Below are 15898 nucleotides of genomic sequence, written 5' to 3'. Positions count from 1 at the left end.
CGCTTCGAAAGGGTAGAGCTGCAAATTTACGAGGCTCTGTTAACCATCATCGGGAATTCGAAAGCCGGGAAAACAGGATTCCCAGCCCGTGACCGGCGCTCGTGTTTTAACGATCTGGGATGTCGCTGCACGCTGATCAGTACCAACCGATCATGCCAATGCGTGCGCCATCTTCTGGTGTCTTGACGACGACGATCGCGGGATCGCGATCCTCATCAAAAGAATGGAACCATCGGGAGAATTTCCGCAGAAGGATTTTCATGGAGATCGTCTCTCAAGAAACTCAGTTCTTCTGGAATTCTCCATCGTTGAATTGGTTCCAGCAATCTGATGCCTGTGAATATTTGACCATTACATCCTTGTTAGGAAATCAAAGTGCGATTAACGGGAACAATTTCCGATGGCAGTGGTTGAGATGCCAACGGAGGTAGAAATGCGTAATTTCCTTAGAGCTTCTCTTGTTCGCGCTTCAATCGTTGCCGCTGTCTTGAGCTTTGGCGCCGCAGGTGTCATGGCCGCGCCACCGGTTACTAAGCCGGCGCAACAGGGGGCTTCGAGTGACATTCTTCTGATCAACCACAAGAAGGGTCACTATAAGAAGCATCGCAACTACGGCAAGAACCGGCATTGGCGTTACGAGAAGCGTTATGGCAAGCGCTTCCGTCACCGCCGCCACGGTTATGATTATTACTACGGCGGTTGGTATTATCCGCGGCCTTACTGGCGCGACGAGCCCGGTATCCAACTGCGGCTCAATCTCTGAACCGTATCTCTGAAAGGCGGCCGATCGATGAGATCGGCCGTCCTTCGTCAGTTTCCGCCGAGCCCGGATTGTGGCGCCTTAAGCTCCCACAACAATCCTGTGGCTTGCCGTGTGATCGTCGCCTCGCCGCGTAGCGCTGCCGGGGCAAGCTTCTCGAGCACTTTGGTGCCGAAGCCGGCTGCTGAGGCGGGGCCAATCTCCGGTCCGCCCGATTCTTCCCAACGCAAGGTAAACAATCGTTCACTCGGCTCGCCATCGAGAGACCAGCTTACGCAGACACGCCCATCCGGTTTCAAAAAAGCGCCATGTTTCGTCGCATTCGTCGCAAGCTCATGGAAAGCCATGCCGAGATATTGCGCCGCCGATGAGGAAAGCGTGACTTGCGGTCCGCTTGTCGCAAGCCGATCCCTGACTCCAAAAGTATCGAGATGGGCGACGAGGAGGCCGTGCAGGTCGGCACCTTCCTCTTCGCCCTGGACAAGGAGGTCATGTGAGCGGGAGAGGGCCGTGATGCGGGATTGGATCAGCGCGTCGAATTCCTCGCGGGAGTGAGCCTGATTGCTGGTTTCGCGGATCACCGCCAGGATGACGGCATATTGGTTCTTCACCCGATGGGCGAGCTCCCGCAATAGCATCGTGATGCGCGCTTCGGCTGTCTTCCGGCGCGTCGTGTCCTGGGTAATGCCAATGAAATGCCGGCCGTCCTGATCGACCGAGACGCGATGGTTTTCGAGCCAGATCATCTTTCCGTCCGGTCGAAAGAAGCGATATTCATCGCGTGGTGGCGGCGCCTCGCCGTCCTTCATGCGCAGGCGTGCCTGGCTCATGCGTTCCCGGTCTTCCGGGTGCACCATGCTTAGGAAACGTTCAGCGGATGGCGCATCCTTCGCGGAGTCGAGGCCGATCACGCGATAAAAGTTCTTATCCCAGCTGAGCCGACCTTCGGAAGCGATCTCCCAGCTCCCCATATCCGCAGCCTTGAGGGCGAGTTCGAGGCGCCGCCGTTCGAGCTGCAGGGAGCGCCTTTCGCGCTCCAGCCGCCGGACGGACTGGTCGAGAAGGTCGATGACAAAAAGGATCAGGCCGCAGACGATGATAAAGCCAATAAGCGCGGCTACGTCCCAGTAGGGAGAAGGATCGCCATGGGACATGGTGAGGAAATAGATCGCGAGGCCCGTGCAGACGATGAGCGCCACGATGCCGACCCGCCGACCGCCGACAAAGGCGCTGAGGAGTACAGCCGGATAGAGGGTGAGGAAAGGCTGCATGCCGGGCATCGCCAGCTTGAGGCTGGCGGCGACCGCCACGAAGACGGCCGCGGCCATTAGCCCATAGCCCGGCCGCTGCCTGAGCGACGGCAAATGCCTGTCAATCCACACCGCATCTCTCCCTGCTGACCGCACCTTATCACGGTACGGCGCAGGAGCTATGGCCAGCTGCAACTTGCGGCGGAGTGTGCGGCCAGGGTTTAGGTGGCTCCCTGGCTCAGATCCAGCACGACGCGGCCGACGATCTTGCCCTGGCGCATCTCATCGAAGATCGCATTGATCTGAGACAATGGCGCAGTCCTGATCTTGGCGCGCACCAGGCCATTGGCGGCAAAATCGAGCGCCTCGTGGAGATCGGCGCGGGTGCCGACATTCGAGCCGCGGATGCTCAATTCCCAATTGGTGATCGCCGCGATCGAGGTGCGGATCTCGTCCGACTTGCCGCCAGGCAATCCAATATAGGCGACGGTACCAGCCGGCCTCAGCATCAGGATCGCCTGCTCGAAGGCCTTGCTGGCGACGGCGGTCACCACCGCGGCATGAGCGCCACCGATCTTCGACTGGATCGCCGCAACGGCGTCTTCCTGGGCGCCATTCACCAGCACCTCGGCGCCGAGCGACTTCGCCAGCGCCAGCTTGTCATCGGCGACGTCGACCGCCGCCACACGCAGGCCCATGGCGCGGGCATATTGGACAGCGATATGGCCGAGACCCCCTATGCCGAGCACCGCGACCCATTGGCCGGGCCTCGCGCCGGTGCGCTTGAGGCCGCGATAGGTGGTGACGCCGGCGCAGAGAATGGGGGCGAGCTCGAAGAAATCGGCGTCGGCCGGCAGTTTGCCGACAAAGGCGGCGGACGCCACCATATATTCTGCATAGCCGCCGGGTTTCGAATAGCCGGTCGCCTCTCCCGATTTGCAAATCGTCTCCATGCCGGCGAGGCAGAATTCGCAGGCGCCGCAGGAGGAATACATCCACGGCACCCCGACCGCGTCACCGATCTGGAAGCCTTGGACACCGGGACCAATGGCGGCGACGTGGCCGGCCACCTCATGGCCGGGAATGAGTGGCAGATTGGGAAGCGGCGACCAGTCGCCCTCAAGCGCATGCAGATCGCTGTGGCACACGCCGCAAGCCTTGACTTTGATGAGGATGTCGCCGTGGCCGGGCTCGGGGATAGCGACATCTTCTATGACGAGCCTGTCCTTGATCTTATGAAGAACTGCTGCTTTCATCGTTTTGGTCATGACGTGATGCCTCCGCATTGTTTGGGTCAAAGTAGAGTTGTCACGGCCCGGCTGGCCATATCCCCAAAGCGATAGCCGACGTCGCCGCTTTCTATGGGCAGAAAAGCGAAATACAATAGATTGCTGGGAGGGTTCGCATCCGGTGACAGGACAATTGCCACGCCGCCATCTGCTGCTCGACAGCTTCAGCCGGAGTGCGGCCGAGCTGACCCAGGCGCTTGAGACAGCCGGCTTCGTTCCCACCTTGCTGGGAGCCGTGCAGCGCATCGTTCATGCCGATTTCGTCATGGTCTTCGGCTATCGCGGTTCCGATCAGCCACAGCTCTTGGGCGATACGCTCGATCGCGAGCGTCATCGGGTGATCGCCGAGGATTACATCAACGGGCCTTATCTGCTCGATCCTTTCTATCAATTGGTCGAGGACGGGCGGCGCGAGGGCTGCTTCCGCCTGCATGACATCGCCCCCGACCGGTTCCGGCAAAGCGAATATTTCCGCACCCATTACAAGCGCACTGGCATTGGTGAGGAGGTCGGCTTCGTCTTTGACGCCGGGCGGGGCGTGACCGGTGTCGCCTCGGTGGCCCGTTGGACCTCATCGCCGGCCTTTGCGCGTGACGAGCTGGATCTCCTGCAGACGCTCGGACCTGCGATCGGCGCCTTCTGCGGCCGGCATTGGAGCCGCATCAGCCGGGCCGTCCTTGTCTCGGATGAGGCGGCGCGCGCCAATGCCGTGTCGGCGCTCGAGGATTTTGCCGGCGGCATCCTGTCGGCCCGCGAAAGGCAGATCATGACCATGATCCTGCAGGGCCATTCCACCCAGTCACTGGCGCATCATCTCGACATCAGCCCGGGCACGGTGAAGATCCACCGCAAGAACGTGTATCGGAAGCTCAATATCTCCACCCAGGCCGAGCTCTTCGCCGCCTATCTGGCCTTCGTCCAGGTCCGTGGCGGCGGCGCCGGCCTATTCCCCGGGGGGTATACAAAGCAGCGGCCATCTCCTCGATAATCGGCCACCGCATCAAGAAACATCAGGGAGGGAACCATGACAAAAACCTGGTACAGCGATCTGCCTCAATATTATCAGCGCCAGATCAAGGCCGCGGGCCTGGATAAGGCCGGTCTCACCCGCCGCCGCCTGCTCAAGGGCATGGCCGCGACCGCGGGCGTCGCGATGGCTGGTTTGTCTTCGCGCCCATCACAGGCCGCAAGCCAGATGACCTATATGTGCTGGGAAGGGTACAACGATCCCCGCATCATCGACCCGTTCCGGAAGGCGAATGACGTCGAGATCGCCTTCGACCTTATTGTCGACAGCCCGGGCGGCTTCGCCAAATTGCAGGCCGGCGCCTCGCGCGAGGTCGATCTCGTCTCGAGCGACATGCCCTGGATCACACGCCTCGGTCCGGCCGGACTGGCGCAGGAGCTCAACCCGGCGGATTACGCCGATGTCTATGCCACCTTCTACGATCAGTTCAAACCGCCCTTCGAGCCTCTGCTGAATGAAGGCAAGACCATTGGCGTCGCCACCCGCTGGGGCTGGGTCGGGCCGTGTGTGAACACTGATCTCACCAAGCCGGAAATCTGGAAGAGCTATGATCCGGTTTTCGACGACGCCAATAAGGGCAAGATCTGCGTGATGGATTGGGGCGACTGGCCGATCCTGCCGATGGCGCTTCATGCCGGTATCGATCCTTATCAAGAACTCGACCAGAATGCCCTTGAGGAAATACGCAAGGTGCTGCGTGCGATGTTCAAGAACACCCGCACGCTGGTCGCCGACCTGACTCAGGCCCAGAAAGGTCTGCTCGACGGGTCGCTGCTCGGCTGCATCGGCGCTGGTTCCTATCTGACCTCTGCGGTGCGCAAGCAGGGCCACAAGAACATCATCGCGGTGGTGCCCGAGCCCAAGAACGGCCTGAAGCAGGGCATCATCTGGGTCGAGGCGACGGCAATCCTCAAGGACACCGATCAGCCGGAGCTGGCGCAGAAGCTGTTGAAGCATGTCGTCTCGAAGGAGTCGGGACATGTTCTGTCGCTCCTCGATTCGACCTGCAACGTGGTGACCAATAAGGCGGTGGAGGCTCTCTATACGCCCGAGGAGCGCGATATCCTGCAGGTCGACTACATGTGGACGGCGTGGGATAATTCGCAGATGCACCGCATCGCCCCCAATATCGACGATATGCTGGCCATCTGGCAGGAGGAATTGGCGGCGGCACAATAGCACGATCGTCATGACCGCCATTCTCGACATCCAGGATGTCCGCAAGTCCTATGGCAGCTATGCCGCGCTGAAAGGTGTGTCGCTGAGCGTCAACCAGGGCGAGTTCATCGCCCTGGTCGGTCCTTCGGGCTGCGGCAAGACCACGTTGCTGAAGCAGATTGCTGGCTTCGAGGAGCCTGATACCGGCCGCATCGCTATCGCCGACGCCGATATGGCCGGTGTGCCGGCGGCTAAGCGGCCGACCAGCATGGTTTTCCAAAAGCTGGCGCTCTTTCCGCATATGACGGTAGCCGAGAATATCGGCTTTCCCTTGAAGCTGCGGCGGACCGATACGGCTGAGATCAAAAAGCGCGTCGGCCAAATGATCGAGCTGATGCAGCTGAAGGGCGAGTATCTGACGCGTTATCCGCGTCAGCTGTCAGGCGGCGAGCAGCAGCGTGTGGCGCTGGCGCGCTCCATGGTGTCCGCTCCCAAATTGCTGCTGCTCGACGAACCGCTTTCGGCTCTCGACGTGAAGCTCAAGAAGGTGCTGCAGGCAGAGCTCAAGCGCCTGCACCGCTCTGTCGGCGTGACCTTCGTTCACGTGACGCACGACCTGGAGGAGGCGATGATGCTCGCCGACCGCATCTGCGTGATGCGCGATGGCGCCATTTTGCAGCTCGGTACGCCCGCCGACATCTATTATCGGCCCGCCGGCAGTTTCGTGTCAGGCTTCATCGGCGAGACTAATCTGCTGCCGATCACGGTCACTGAGCGCACATCCGCGGGCCTCTTTTATCGGGCCGCCGATATTGTCGATGCCGATGGCCGTATCGCCGCTGATCTCATCGCCGGCAATGTCGCCAAGGGGCCGGCGCTTTTGATGCTGCGGCCGGAATTGTTGCGTGTTCTGTCTCCGGGCGATGTTGCCGATGGCGAGATTGCCGCCGAGGTGACCGAGATGTTCGGCAAAGGCGGGACGGTGCAATATCGCGCCCGGACGCCCGGCGGCCAGATGCTCGTGGTCGAAATTCCCGGTACCTCGTCGCTTCCAATGCGCATCGGCGACAAGGTCAGGCTGGGCTTCACCAAGAAGGACATCTATGTCTTCGGGGCGGAGGCCTGATCATGGCGGATGAGGTGCCGAGAAGCTGGCGCGATCCCGACTTGTTGATCAAGGCGCTGCCGACGGTGCTCCTGCAGACCACTTGCTTTCTGGCGCCCCTGGTGATGACCTTCCTGCTCACCTTCCAACGCAGCCGGAATTTCCAGCTACAATGGAGCTGGGATCTCTGGACCTGGACTGATGTATTCTCGAAGCCGCATTATTGGACGATCCTCGGTCATACGATCTTCATGGCGGCGGCTTGCGTCGCGATATGCCTGATCATTGCCTTTCCTATCGCCTACGGCCTCGCCACGCGTTTCAAGGCCTGGGAGAACGAGATCAAGGTGCTCATCACCTTCGCCTTCATCACTGACGCGACGCTCAAGATCTATGGCTGGGCCTTGTTCCTCGACAAGAATGGCATGGCCAACTATACCCTGAGCTCGATCGGCCTGCCGCCCGAGATGGTCGCTTTTCTCTACACGGATTGGGCGACTTTGCTCGGCATGGTCTATTCGCTCTCCGCCTTCGCGATCTTCACGCTCTATCTCTCGATCAGCAATATCGACCGCTCCTTGATCCTCGCCGCCTATGACGCCGGCGCCGGCAAGTTCCGCGCCCATTGGGAGGTGACGCTGCCTCTGTGCAAGCCGGGCATCTGGGCAGGCAGCGTGCTGATCTTCCTCTTGAGCGTCGGTGCATTTCTTGAGCCCAAGGTCCTGGGGGGCGGCAAGTCGCCGATGTCGGCCGAGCTGATCCGCCAGACTTTCGAGACACGTGTGAACTGGCCTTTGGGCGCCGCTCTCACTCTGGTTTTGATGGTGGTGTCGGTCTTCATCGTGCTGCTGTTCAGCCGCCTGATCGGACTCAAGCGGGCGGGGCTCGCCGCATGATCGCCAGGCTCGAAGGCAGGCTCATCGACATCGTACTCTGGGGCAGCCTGGCCGCTATCCTGATCTTCTTTTACATCCCGATCTTCACCCTGATCGCTTTTTCTTTCCAGGAAGGCCGGTTCCTGACTTTGCCGTTCGAGGGCATCTCGCTGCGCTGGTATGGCGAGTTGTTCCGCAATGCCAACGCCCTCAACGCTCTGTGGAACTCGACGCTGATTGCGGTCATCACCACGGTGATCGCCACCGCCATCGGGACCATGGCGGCGATTGCCGCGGTGCGTTACCGCTTTCGGGGCAGCGATGCGTTCAGGCTGCTGGCCGGTGTGCCGCTTGCCTTTCCGCAGTTGCTGCTCGGCATCGTGCTGCTATTGTGGTTCTCGGTGCTGGGGCGAATGCTCGACTTTTCGACCGGCATCACCACGGCGATCATCGGGCATATCGTTTATATCACGCCCTTTGCCATGGTGATCGTGGCGGTGCAGGTCTACAATTTCGACGCGACGGTCGAGGATGCGGCGCGTGATTGCGGGGCGAGCAGCTTCGAAGTCTATCGTTATGTCACTATTCCGCTGCTCTGGCCGGGCATTTTCTCGGCGGCGATTTTCGCCTTCCTGCTGAGCTGGGGCAATTTCTACCTGACTTACAGTCTTGCCGGATCGACCCGCACTTTACCGACTTTCATCTTCTCAGGCATCGCCATCGGGTCGTCACCCCTTTATCCGGCCATTGCGACGGTTATCTTCATTCCCGGTATCCTGCTGGTGATCCTGGCCAACCGCCTGCGCCGGACCTGACTTCCGGCATGGGCTATTGAGACTTGCGGCGCATCAGCCGGGGCAGTTCCTTGAGGAAGAGGGCTCTGACGGCAGGCCCCTTCGGGCCTTGTGCTGAGCCGTCCTTGCCGATCTCCAGGCGCGCGAAGACGACGCGCTGGCCGCGTTTCTGCGCCCAGCCGACGAACCAGCCTATCGGTTGAGTTCGATCAAACTCGCCCTTGCTGTCGCGAAGCCAGATGCTGCCGGTCTTGCCATAGACCCGCCAGCCACCGGGGGCGTCGAAGCCCGGCACGATGGCGCGCGTCTTGGTCTGTGCTTCCTTGGAGAGAGGTAATGTGTCCGTCAGCAGCTTGCGCACGAATTGCACCTGCTCGTCGGCAGAGATTACCAGCGAGGAGGCGAGCCATGCGTGAGTGAGACCGTTATTCTTGCCGGGATCGCCGGAGAGATCCTTGTTGCCATAATCGAGCTGCGTCACATAGGTAGCGAACTTGTCGAAGCCCAGACGGCGCGTCACTTCGCGCGAATACCAAAGAACGGAATCACGCTCCCAAGTCATGGGGTCGACGGTCTTACGGTCGCGCTTTGGGGCCTCGATCCCTTCGTGCCACGTCCAGGCCGGATCATGCGCGCCTTTCAAGATGCCGGCATCGAAGCCCATGACGGCAAGCGGCACCTTGAAGGTCGAAGCCGGACTGAAACGTTCATCGCATATGCCGTCGCGATGCACGACCGTGCCGGATCGTGCATCTAGGATCACCGTGCAGGACTTGGGTTCTGCCGCCGTGGCCATGTTCGGGCTGCCAGTGGTGGCGCAGACAAGGAAAAGACCGAGCAGGAGGGAGGGCTTGTGGAGGAGAATCATGGAGCCGTGGTTAGCACATGTCGTTTCCGGCTGTCCGCTCTAGTTCACTCCCGGCCACTGTAATTGTCCTCGGCTGCTTCCTGGATCTCGCGCCATGTGGCCGGGTGATCACGTTTGATTTCTGCAAGAACCTCGCGCGCCCGATGATCCGTAAAGGCGTAGGCTTTCTCATCGGCCCCGACAAAGAATATGTCGCAAGCCATGTCGTCCGGAAAGGCCTGATCGTGGATGGGGCGGATACGCACCTCGAGATCGCCTACCACGATATCGCGCTCGCGCAAGGGAATATGGGCCGTGACCATCATGTGGAGGGTGGAGTGCTGAGGCGGGTCAATTCCGCGTGGCGGGCTCTGTCGGCGTCGTTCCATCTGTCCTTCATGGTCAGGACAGCCAATTCTCTTTCGGCTGGACTGGCCTCCGCCCAAGCCTTGGCATAGGCTTCTATATACAGGGCGTTGCGGCGTCGGCGGGCTTCGGCTTCGTTGAATATCATCACGCATCTCCCTTCTTTCATGAGAAATGTTTGTACGTTAAAACAGTAAAAATAGTCAATATGAAACGTATATACAGGAGTTTGCGTATAATTTGCGTATGTTGCAGAGCTGAAGTTTGTTCTTGATGTGTTCCAGCAATTGCGGCATGTTTGATGGTGGCCATTAAGGCCAGGGAGGCACCAAGATGACCATGCAAACCTATTTCATCGTTCAGCCCTACCTGGAAACAAAGCGGGGCGGGCTGGTGGCCTTGCCAGCAATCCAGGCCAAGGACGCCGATCATGCGCGCAGGCTGGTGTCGCGCCAGGCCGGCTCGGCGGTTGGAGCAGTCGCCTTTTCCAGGCGCGTGGATCCGGACGCGGGCGAGTATGAGGAGGCCGTCGTGCTGACGAGCTGGGGGCGCGTGCCGGATGAAGAGGAGCAGGCCGCGGCCTGAGCTCAGCGTGCGTTTTTCTTGCCTACGATCCGATGGCAGATCGGCCAGTCGATAATCGACTCTATAAAATCGCGAGGCGGTTGGTATTGCCGAAGCTTCCATTCCTGCGGCGACCAGCTGACCAGCGTTTTGATGATCGCCTCGGCCTCACCAAAGGGAGGCACGTGATAAAGAACCACATCCGTATCGCGCTCGGGCAGTTTGCGAGGGTTGATCCAGGCGATGTCGCCGGGCCGATAGGCTGGGACCATCGACTCGCCAACAATCAGGATTCCGTAAGGGTCTTTGACATGACGGAGTTCTTCCGGCCCGGGAAGTTGATCGATCGGAGTGTGATCAATGATCAGGTGTCCCTCGCCGCCCTGGGCGGCGGCATAGATTGGGATGAGTCTGTCTAGCGCTGTCTGGCTGGCGGGAATGATGATCGGCGGGGTTCCCTCTGTCCGCCGGCCACCAAGATTCCAGATCTCTTCATTGGTAATGGGGGGCTCGCCCCGGCCAACAAATAGGGGGACGAGCTTCTCGATGATTTCGTGCGGCAGGTATTTTTGCAGGAACTTCTTGGGATCCTCGTAATGCTGGTAGCCGGATGCAGTTTTATAGCCTAGCGCTTGGGCTGCTTCGGCCATGGTTACGCGCGCGCGGTTGCGCAGCGCCTTTAAACGTTCCGTGACCGGAATATCTGACATAAAACGCGTATAGCGTATAAGGCGTATAAAATCAAGTTGACCGTTTGTACGTTTTTAACGTATTTACGAGTCATGATCGATACCGTCACCGACGTTCCCCAGGATTTGCGACCCGCCGCTCGAGAGACGCTCGCGGCGGTAGGGCCGGTCGAGCCATCCCCCTCCCCAGAGCTGGCTCCCGGCCCACCCTCTTACTTGCCCGCTCGAAAGACCCGAGCCGATTATTTCCATCTGCGGCGAACCCCGGCCTTGGTGAACCAAGCCCGTTCCCTTTATCGGCGCGGTGAGCGTTATGCGACGATCGCCCGGGCATTGGGGGTCAATCCCGATACGGTGCGCCGCTGGCTCGACCCTGATTACGATCGCATGCGCCGCAGCCGCGTCGTTCACCGAAGTGAGGGCGAGGAGCTTGCAGCGGAAGAAGCTCTCCTGCCGACGCTTCCCTATGTGCCCGGCATCAGCATTTCCGGCCGCTACCGCATGAGGCGGCCGTAGGCACCGTTAATCGGCCAGCATTGACCTGAAAGGAAAACCCATGAAAGCCGGACGCAAACGCAAGCCGGGGCCTCGCTATGCCTCCGGTGACAGGGTGAAGACCGTGCGCCAGGAAGAAACGCGCCGCACGGCGCTCGAAGCCCGCATGCGCATTTTCGGAGTGAGCCTTGAAATGGCAGGCCGTGATGTGATGGGCTCACCCCTGGGCCGTCTGCTGAACTGGAATATCATCACGCCCGCCCAGGCCGATGCCGGCTATGACTTTGCCCTGACCTTGCGAGATTATCTGGCGGCAAGTGGCGGCCAGCGACCGAGCCAGGGCAAGGCTGGTTTCCTTCCGGCGCTTGGAGGCTCGGGCGACTGCGACATGCCGGTCGGCATACAGGAGCGGGCGCGCACTTACATGGAAGCGCTGCGTGAAGTCGACTGTCTCGATCCGACTTCGCCTTCGGCCACGAGCATCGTGTGGGATGTCTGTATCTCGGAGAATGATCGCATGCGTGACAAGGAACTCGGACTTCTTCGCTCGGGTCTCAATGCAATCAGCCGGGTACATCATCGCGGCATCGTCTCGCGGACTCGATAGCCGCGCTAGCCTGAGTGTGTGCCTTGACTCTTCGGGCCAAGGCGTGAGAGTTGGGAAATATCAAGATCGAACAATAGACGCCCGGAGCTCAGCTGCTGCCGGGCTTTTTTTCATTCGCGCAGTAATCGAGTTTGTTCATCGCGCTTCAGGCCACTTGTTTGTTGACTCCCCGGGCTGGAGCGTGAGAGTTGGGAAATATCAAGATCAGAATTATCACGCCCGGCTCCCAAAGTGCCGGGCGTTTTCGTTGCGAACTCCAGAAATGGCAGGCATTCCATGTCGAAGAAGCGTGACCGCGCCGATCCATTCCATCGCGAGCGCCGAAAGATCCGCGAGAGCGGTGTCCTCGATGCGTTGATCGACTATGTCGAAGGAAAGCGGGATCTGTCATCGAGCCAGGTATCCGCCGCTCTCGGGCTGCTCAGGAAGTCCATATCGGATCTCTCGGCCCATGCGCCTTGCGGGGCGGTCGATGGTGTGAAAAACGAGATCTTCACGGCCCCTGCGGCCCCGATAGAAATTCGCATTGTCGACGCTCAACGTTGATGTGCCGCGTGCCTTCCACCCGCTATTGGTGCCCCGGCGCTACAAGGGCGCCTATGGCGGGAGAGGCGGCGCGAAATCACATTTCTTCGCCGAACAGCTGGTGCTCCGCTGTTATGGGCGACAGACGCGGGCGGTGTGTATCCGCGAGGTGCAGAACTCGATAAAGGAATCGGTCCGGCAGCTCATCATCGACAAGATTGCCAAGTTCGGCATTGGTTCGCGTTTCCACATTCTCGAGACCGAAATTCGTGGCGCCAATGGATCGTTGATCATCTTTCGCGGCATGCAGTCCTATAACGCCGAGAATATCAAGTCGCTCGAGGATTATGACATAGCCTGGGTCGAGGAGGCGCAGAGCCTTTCGGCAAAGTCACTGCGTCTCCTGCGGCCGACGATCCGCAAGGAGGACTCGGAGATCTGGTTCAGTTGGAATCCGAGATACGAGATCGACGCCGTCGACGCCTTCTTCAGGAGCGGCAGGCCACGTGCGGATGCCATCGTCGCTTCGGTGAACGGGAACGACAATCCCTGGTTCCCCGAAGTCTTGCGGCGCGAGAGAGACAGCGACTACATCTCGGATCCCGAGATGGCGGCGCATGTCTGGGGTGGTGGTTACGAAATGACGTCCGAGGCCGCGTATTATGCCGGTCTCATTGCGCAGGCGGAAAGCGACGGCCGGATCGGCGACTTCGGCTATCGCGCCGACCTCCCTGTCAGGACTGCCTGGGACATCGGCGTCGATGACTACACGGCGATCTGGTTCATTCAGGACGACGGAGTCGGCGCCACGGTTGTCGATTATCACGAGTTTTCGGGCCTCGGCGCCGAAGACATCGTACGAACCGCTTTGCCGGAGCTGATACCGGATCCTCCGGAGAGTTTCCTGGCCCGGCGCCGTATCGAGCGTATCGAAGCCTTTCGCTATGGCGAGCATTTCCTGCCCCATGACGTGAAAGTACGTGAATGGGGTGCGGGTGGCAGAACCAGAGCGCTGACGCTCATGGGTCTTGGAGTCAAGCCGATCCATGTGGGCGCTCAGCAAGGTCCGGTCGAGCGGATCAATGCCGCGCGAAGGTTGCTGCCCCTCGTTCGGTTCAATCGTACGAAGCGGGTGATGTTGGGTGTGTCGAGGTTGCGGCGTTATTGCCGGCGAATGAATGACAGTCTTGGCGCGTATACCGGCCCCCTGCATGACCAGAACAGTCATGGTGCGGATGCTTTCGGCGAATATGCCGTCAATTGCGAGCTTATAGTGCCGAGGCCGTCGCTCGTTCCGGAGAAGGAGCGGCCTCGCGGGACAGTTTGCCTTCCCGGTCCCCCCGCAGATCGTCCAAGCAAGAGAACGCGCACATGAATGACTACGAGACCGCCGGTACCGAGGCGACGATCCGCGATGCGCGCCCCTGGCTGGAGTGCATTGGCGACGCCAAGAAATACTTCCAGCTTTGGCTGGATAAGTGCGACAGCATCGATAAGCTCTATGCCGATCTGAGGCGTCTCGCAGATGTCAGCGGCGACCGCGAGTTCCAGATGTTTTGGGCAAATCTGGAAGTGCTGCGGCCATCCATCTATTCGAGGCCGCCGCAGCCTGCCGTCGCTACGCGGTTTAAGGACATGTCGCCTATGCCGCGCAACGCGTCCGCGATGCTGGAGCGCGCGCTCATCGTCAATGTTGAGATCGAAGACATCAATGCCGTCATGCTGGCGGTCAGGGATGACATGCTGATCAATGGTCGCGGCGTCGCGTGGGTGCGTTATGAAGACGACAGCGATCCGACCGAGGAGATCGGGCCGGCGCACGAGCCGCGGAATCAGCGTGTGCCCTACGAGCATGTGGATCGCGCGGACTTTCTTCACGAGCCGGCGCGCAAATGGCCGGAGGTCGGGTGGGTCGCGAAACGCGCCTGGCTGACGCGGGACCAAGGCATTGCTCGTTTCGGAGATATCTTCGCCAGGATAGATCTCAAGGAACGGCAAGAGCTGTCAGACAGTGAAACTGGCTACAAGGGAGAGAAGAAAGGCGAGGTTTGGGAGATCTGGTCCAAGACCAGAAACTGCGTTGTCTGGATCGCCGAGGGGGTCGAAGAAGTCCTGGACATCCGCGCGCCCTTCCTGAAACTCGATGGGTTTTTTCCATGCCCGAAACCGGCCTATTCGACGCTGGAGCGACGCAAACTTATACCCGTGCCCGACTATTACTTCTGTCGCGATCAATTTGATGAAATCAACGAATTGACGGCGCGTATATCGGCATTGGCCGAGGGCTTGCGGATGAAGGGCTTCTATGCCGCGGGCGCCGGTGATCTGGCGGAAGCAGTCGAGGCGGCCCTGCGCCAGCAGGACAATAACGCGATCCTGGTGCCTGTCGCAAACTTCGCGGCGCTGGGCGGTGCCATTCTCAGGGACAGCATCATATGGCTGCCGATCACCGAAGTTGCCGCAACCATCAGGGAATTGCTCCTGTTGCGGCGGCAGATCATTGATGACGTGTATCAGATCACCGGACTGAGCGACATCATGCGCGGCGTCACTGAGCCGCAGGAGACTGCGACGGCGCAAGAATTGAAGAGCCAGTACGGTTCGGTGCGCATCAGGGAGCGGCAAATCGAGCTCGTGAGATTCGCCCGCGACCTGGTCAGGATTGCCGGTGAGATCATGGCAGAGAACTTCACGCCGGAGACATTCACCACGATAACCCAGATGAGCTTGCCGACAACGGCGGCGATTCAGGAGCAGGCTCGGAAGCTCACGGAGAATGTGGCGAAACTCCTCCAGAAATCCGATAGCCAGAGCGTGTTGCCGGACCAACTGCAGGAGGTTCACCAAGAGACGCAAGAGCGGTTGAACGAGCTTGCCGAGACGGTCACTATTGATCAGGTGGTCGCTCTTCTCAGGGAGCAGCGTATCCGGCCGTTTGTGCTTGAGATCGAGACCGACAGCACGATTCAGGCCGATGAGAACATGGAGAAGCAGCGGCGCACGGAGTTTTTGTCTTCGCTCGCGGGAGTCATTCAGCAACTGACGCCACTTGTTCAAGCGCAACCGGCGGCCGGGCCTTTTGCAGCAGAGATGATAAAGTTCTCGGTGGCGCCGTTCCGCGCCGGGCGCGCCATGACGGCGGTGATCGAGGATTTCACCGAGACAATCCGCGAACAGGCCCAGCAGGCTGCAACCAATCCACAAGCTGGTCCGGCGCAGCTCGCCGCCCAGTCGGAAGGGCAGAGATTTGAGTTCGAGAAGCAGAAGCATGCCGACGAAATGGCCCTGAAGAGCAAGGAACTCGACCAGGTGAACGATCGCGAGATCAGAAAGGCGCGTATTGAAGGAGATCTCGCGGGGAATGCCGCAGGACAGCCCGCCGCGTACTCGATGTCGGAAGTCATTACCCAACTGGCTGGCCAGAACGCTCAAGTGCTTCAGGCTCTTGCCGTGATTGGCCAGATTCTTGCCGCACCGAAATCCGTTACGACGCCGGAGGGGCGCATTTACACCACACAGCCCAGCTCACCACCAGGGATGAATTGAC

Annotated in this window: 18 protein-coding genes; 12 read left to right on the top strand and 6 right to left on the bottom strand. The window is 59.9% G+C overall.

Annotated features, from left to right (window positions below; all coding sequences use genetic code 11):
- Window positions 1–136: 136 nt before the first annotated feature.
- The gene (locus JHL16_RS35340) at window positions 137–262 is read right to left on the bottom strand and encodes a hypothetical protein (protein WP_281436055.1); all 126 of its coding nucleotides are present in this window, start codon (window positions 260–262) and stop codon (window positions 137–139) included.
- Between the two features lie 249 nt (window positions 263–511).
- Here JHL16_RS35340 and JHL16_RS27330 point away from each other — a divergent pair, with 249 nt between their 5' ends.
- Window positions 512–763 (top strand): hypothetical protein, encoded by a 252-nt coding sequence (locus tag JHL16_RS27330; protein ID WP_200188057.1) that lies wholly within the window; start codon window positions 512–514, stop codon window positions 761–763.
- A 47-nt stretch (window positions 764–810) separates the two neighbouring features.
- Here the strand turns inward: JHL16_RS27330 and JHL16_RS27325 are convergent, their stop codons facing one another.
- Together JHL16_RS27325 and adhP are read right to left on the bottom strand one after the other, a co-directional pair.
- Window positions 811–2205: an HWE histidine kinase domain-containing protein gene (locus JHL16_RS27325; RefSeq protein ID WP_200188056.1), complete on the bottom strand. Its 1395-nt coding sequence runs from the start codon at window positions 2203–2205 to the stop codon at window positions 811–813.
- 26 nt (window positions 2206–2231) lie between these two features.
- Window positions 2232–3278, bottom strand: coding sequence for an alcohol dehydrogenase AdhP (gene adhP, locus JHL16_RS27320; RefSeq protein WP_200188055.1), 1047 nt, complete (start codon window positions 3276–3278; stop codon window positions 2232–2234).
- A 142-nt stretch (window positions 3279–3420) separates the two neighbouring features.
- Between adhP and JHL16_RS35335 the strand changes: the two genes are divergently transcribed.
- Genes JHL16_RS35335 through JHL16_RS27295 form a run of 5 tightly spaced genes read left to right on the top strand, consistent with a single transcriptional unit; the run spans window position 3421 to window position 8279 of the window.
- Window positions 3421–4287, top strand: coding sequence for a LuxR C-terminal-related transcriptional regulator (locus JHL16_RS35335; RefSeq protein WP_200188054.1), 867 nt, complete (start codon window positions 3421–3423; stop codon window positions 4285–4287).
- A 36-nt stretch (window positions 4288–4323) separates the two neighbouring features.
- Window positions 4324–5505: an ABC transporter substrate-binding protein gene (locus JHL16_RS27310; RefSeq protein WP_200188053.1), complete on the top strand. Its 1182-nt coding sequence runs from the start codon at window positions 4324–4326 to the stop codon at window positions 5503–5505.
- Window positions 5506–5515: 10 nt separating this feature from the next.
- Complete coding sequence (locus JHL16_RS27305; RefSeq protein ID WP_200188052.1) at window positions 5516–6610, top strand: ABC transporter ATP-binding protein; 1095 nt, start codon at window positions 5516–5518, stop codon at window positions 6608–6610.
- A gap of 2 nt (window positions 6611–6612) precedes the next feature.
- Complete coding sequence (locus tag JHL16_RS27300; protein ID WP_200188051.1) at window positions 6613–7485, top strand: ABC transporter permease; 873 nt, start codon at window positions 6613–6615, stop codon at window positions 7483–7485.
- Complete coding sequence (locus JHL16_RS27295) at window positions 7482–8279, top strand: ABC transporter permease (RefSeq protein WP_200188050.1); 798 nt, start codon at window positions 7482–7484, stop codon at window positions 8277–8279. Before JHL16_RS27300 ends, JHL16_RS27295 begins: the two co-directional genes overlap by 4 nt.
- Window positions 8280–8292: 13 nt before the next feature.
- On the opposite strand, the gene blaOXA is transcribed toward JHL16_RS27295, so the two are convergent.
- Together blaOXA and JHL16_RS27285 are read right to left on the bottom strand one after the other, a co-directional pair.
- The gene (gene blaOXA / locus JHL16_RS27290; protein ID WP_420884574.1) at window positions 8293–9126 is read right to left on the bottom strand and encodes a class D beta-lactamase; all 834 of its coding nucleotides are present in this window, start codon (window positions 9124–9126) and stop codon (window positions 8293–8295) included.
- A 44-nt stretch (window positions 9127–9170) separates the two neighbouring features.
- Window positions 9171–9431 (bottom strand): hypothetical protein, encoded by a 261-nt coding sequence (locus JHL16_RS27285; protein WP_200188048.1) that lies wholly within the window; start codon window positions 9429–9431, stop codon window positions 9171–9173.
- Window positions 9432–9804: 373 nt separating this feature from the next.
- Between JHL16_RS27285 and JHL16_RS27280 the strand changes: the two genes are divergently transcribed.
- A complete protein-coding gene (locus JHL16_RS27280) occupies window positions 9805–10056 on the top strand; it encodes a hypothetical protein (RefSeq protein ID WP_200188047.1) in 252 nt (83 codons plus the stop codon).
- A gap of 2 nt (window positions 10057–10058) precedes the next feature.
- On the opposite strand, the gene JHL16_RS27275 is transcribed toward JHL16_RS27280, so the two are convergent.
- Entirely contained in the window at window positions 10059–10745 is a 687-nt protein-coding gene (locus JHL16_RS27275) for a S24 family peptidase (RefSeq protein WP_200188046.1), read from the bottom strand.
- 252 nt (window positions 10746–10997) lie between these two features.
- On the opposite strand from JHL16_RS27275, the gene JHL16_RS35465 reads away from it, so the two are divergent.
- The 5 genes from JHL16_RS35465 (at window position 10998) to JHL16_RS27250 (ending at window position 15897) form a co-directional block, all read left to right on the top strand.
- The gene (locus JHL16_RS35465; RefSeq protein ID WP_200188045.1) at window positions 10998–11240 is read left to right on the top strand and encodes a helix-turn-helix domain-containing protein; all 243 of its coding nucleotides are present in this window, start codon (window positions 10998–11000) and stop codon (window positions 11238–11240) included.
- Between the two features lie 40 nt (window positions 11241–11280).
- Window positions 11281–11826, top strand: a complete 546-nt coding sequence (locus JHL16_RS27265) for a hypothetical protein (protein ID WP_200188044.1) — start codon at window positions 11281–11283, stop codon at window positions 11824–11826.
- Window positions 11827–12102: 276 nt separating this feature from the next.
- On the top strand, window positions 12103–12372 hold the full coding sequence (locus tag JHL16_RS27260; protein ID WP_200188043.1) for a hypothetical protein: 270 nt from the start codon (window positions 12103–12105) through the stop codon (window positions 12370–12372).
- Window positions 12353–13726 (top strand): PBSX family phage terminase large subunit, encoded by a 1374-nt coding sequence (locus JHL16_RS27255; RefSeq protein WP_200188042.1) that lies wholly within the window; start codon window positions 12353–12355, stop codon window positions 13724–13726. The genes JHL16_RS27260 and JHL16_RS27255 overlap by 20 nt, the downstream gene beginning before the upstream one ends.
- Window positions 13723–15897: a hypothetical protein gene (locus tag JHL16_RS27250; protein WP_200188041.1), complete on the top strand. Its 2175-nt coding sequence runs from the start codon at window positions 13723–13725 to the stop codon at window positions 15895–15897. Before JHL16_RS27255 ends, JHL16_RS27250 begins: the two co-directional genes overlap by 4 nt.
- Window position 15898: the final 1 nt, after the last annotated feature.

The organism is Taklimakanibacter albus, assembly GCF_016595235.1.
Taxonomy (GTDB): domain Bacteria; phylum Pseudomonadota; class Alphaproteobacteria; order Rhizobiales; family Aestuariivirgaceae; genus Taklimakanibacter; species Taklimakanibacter albus.
Note: the sequence above shows the minus strand (reverse complement) of the source record. Positions and strands in the feature narration are given on the sequence as shown.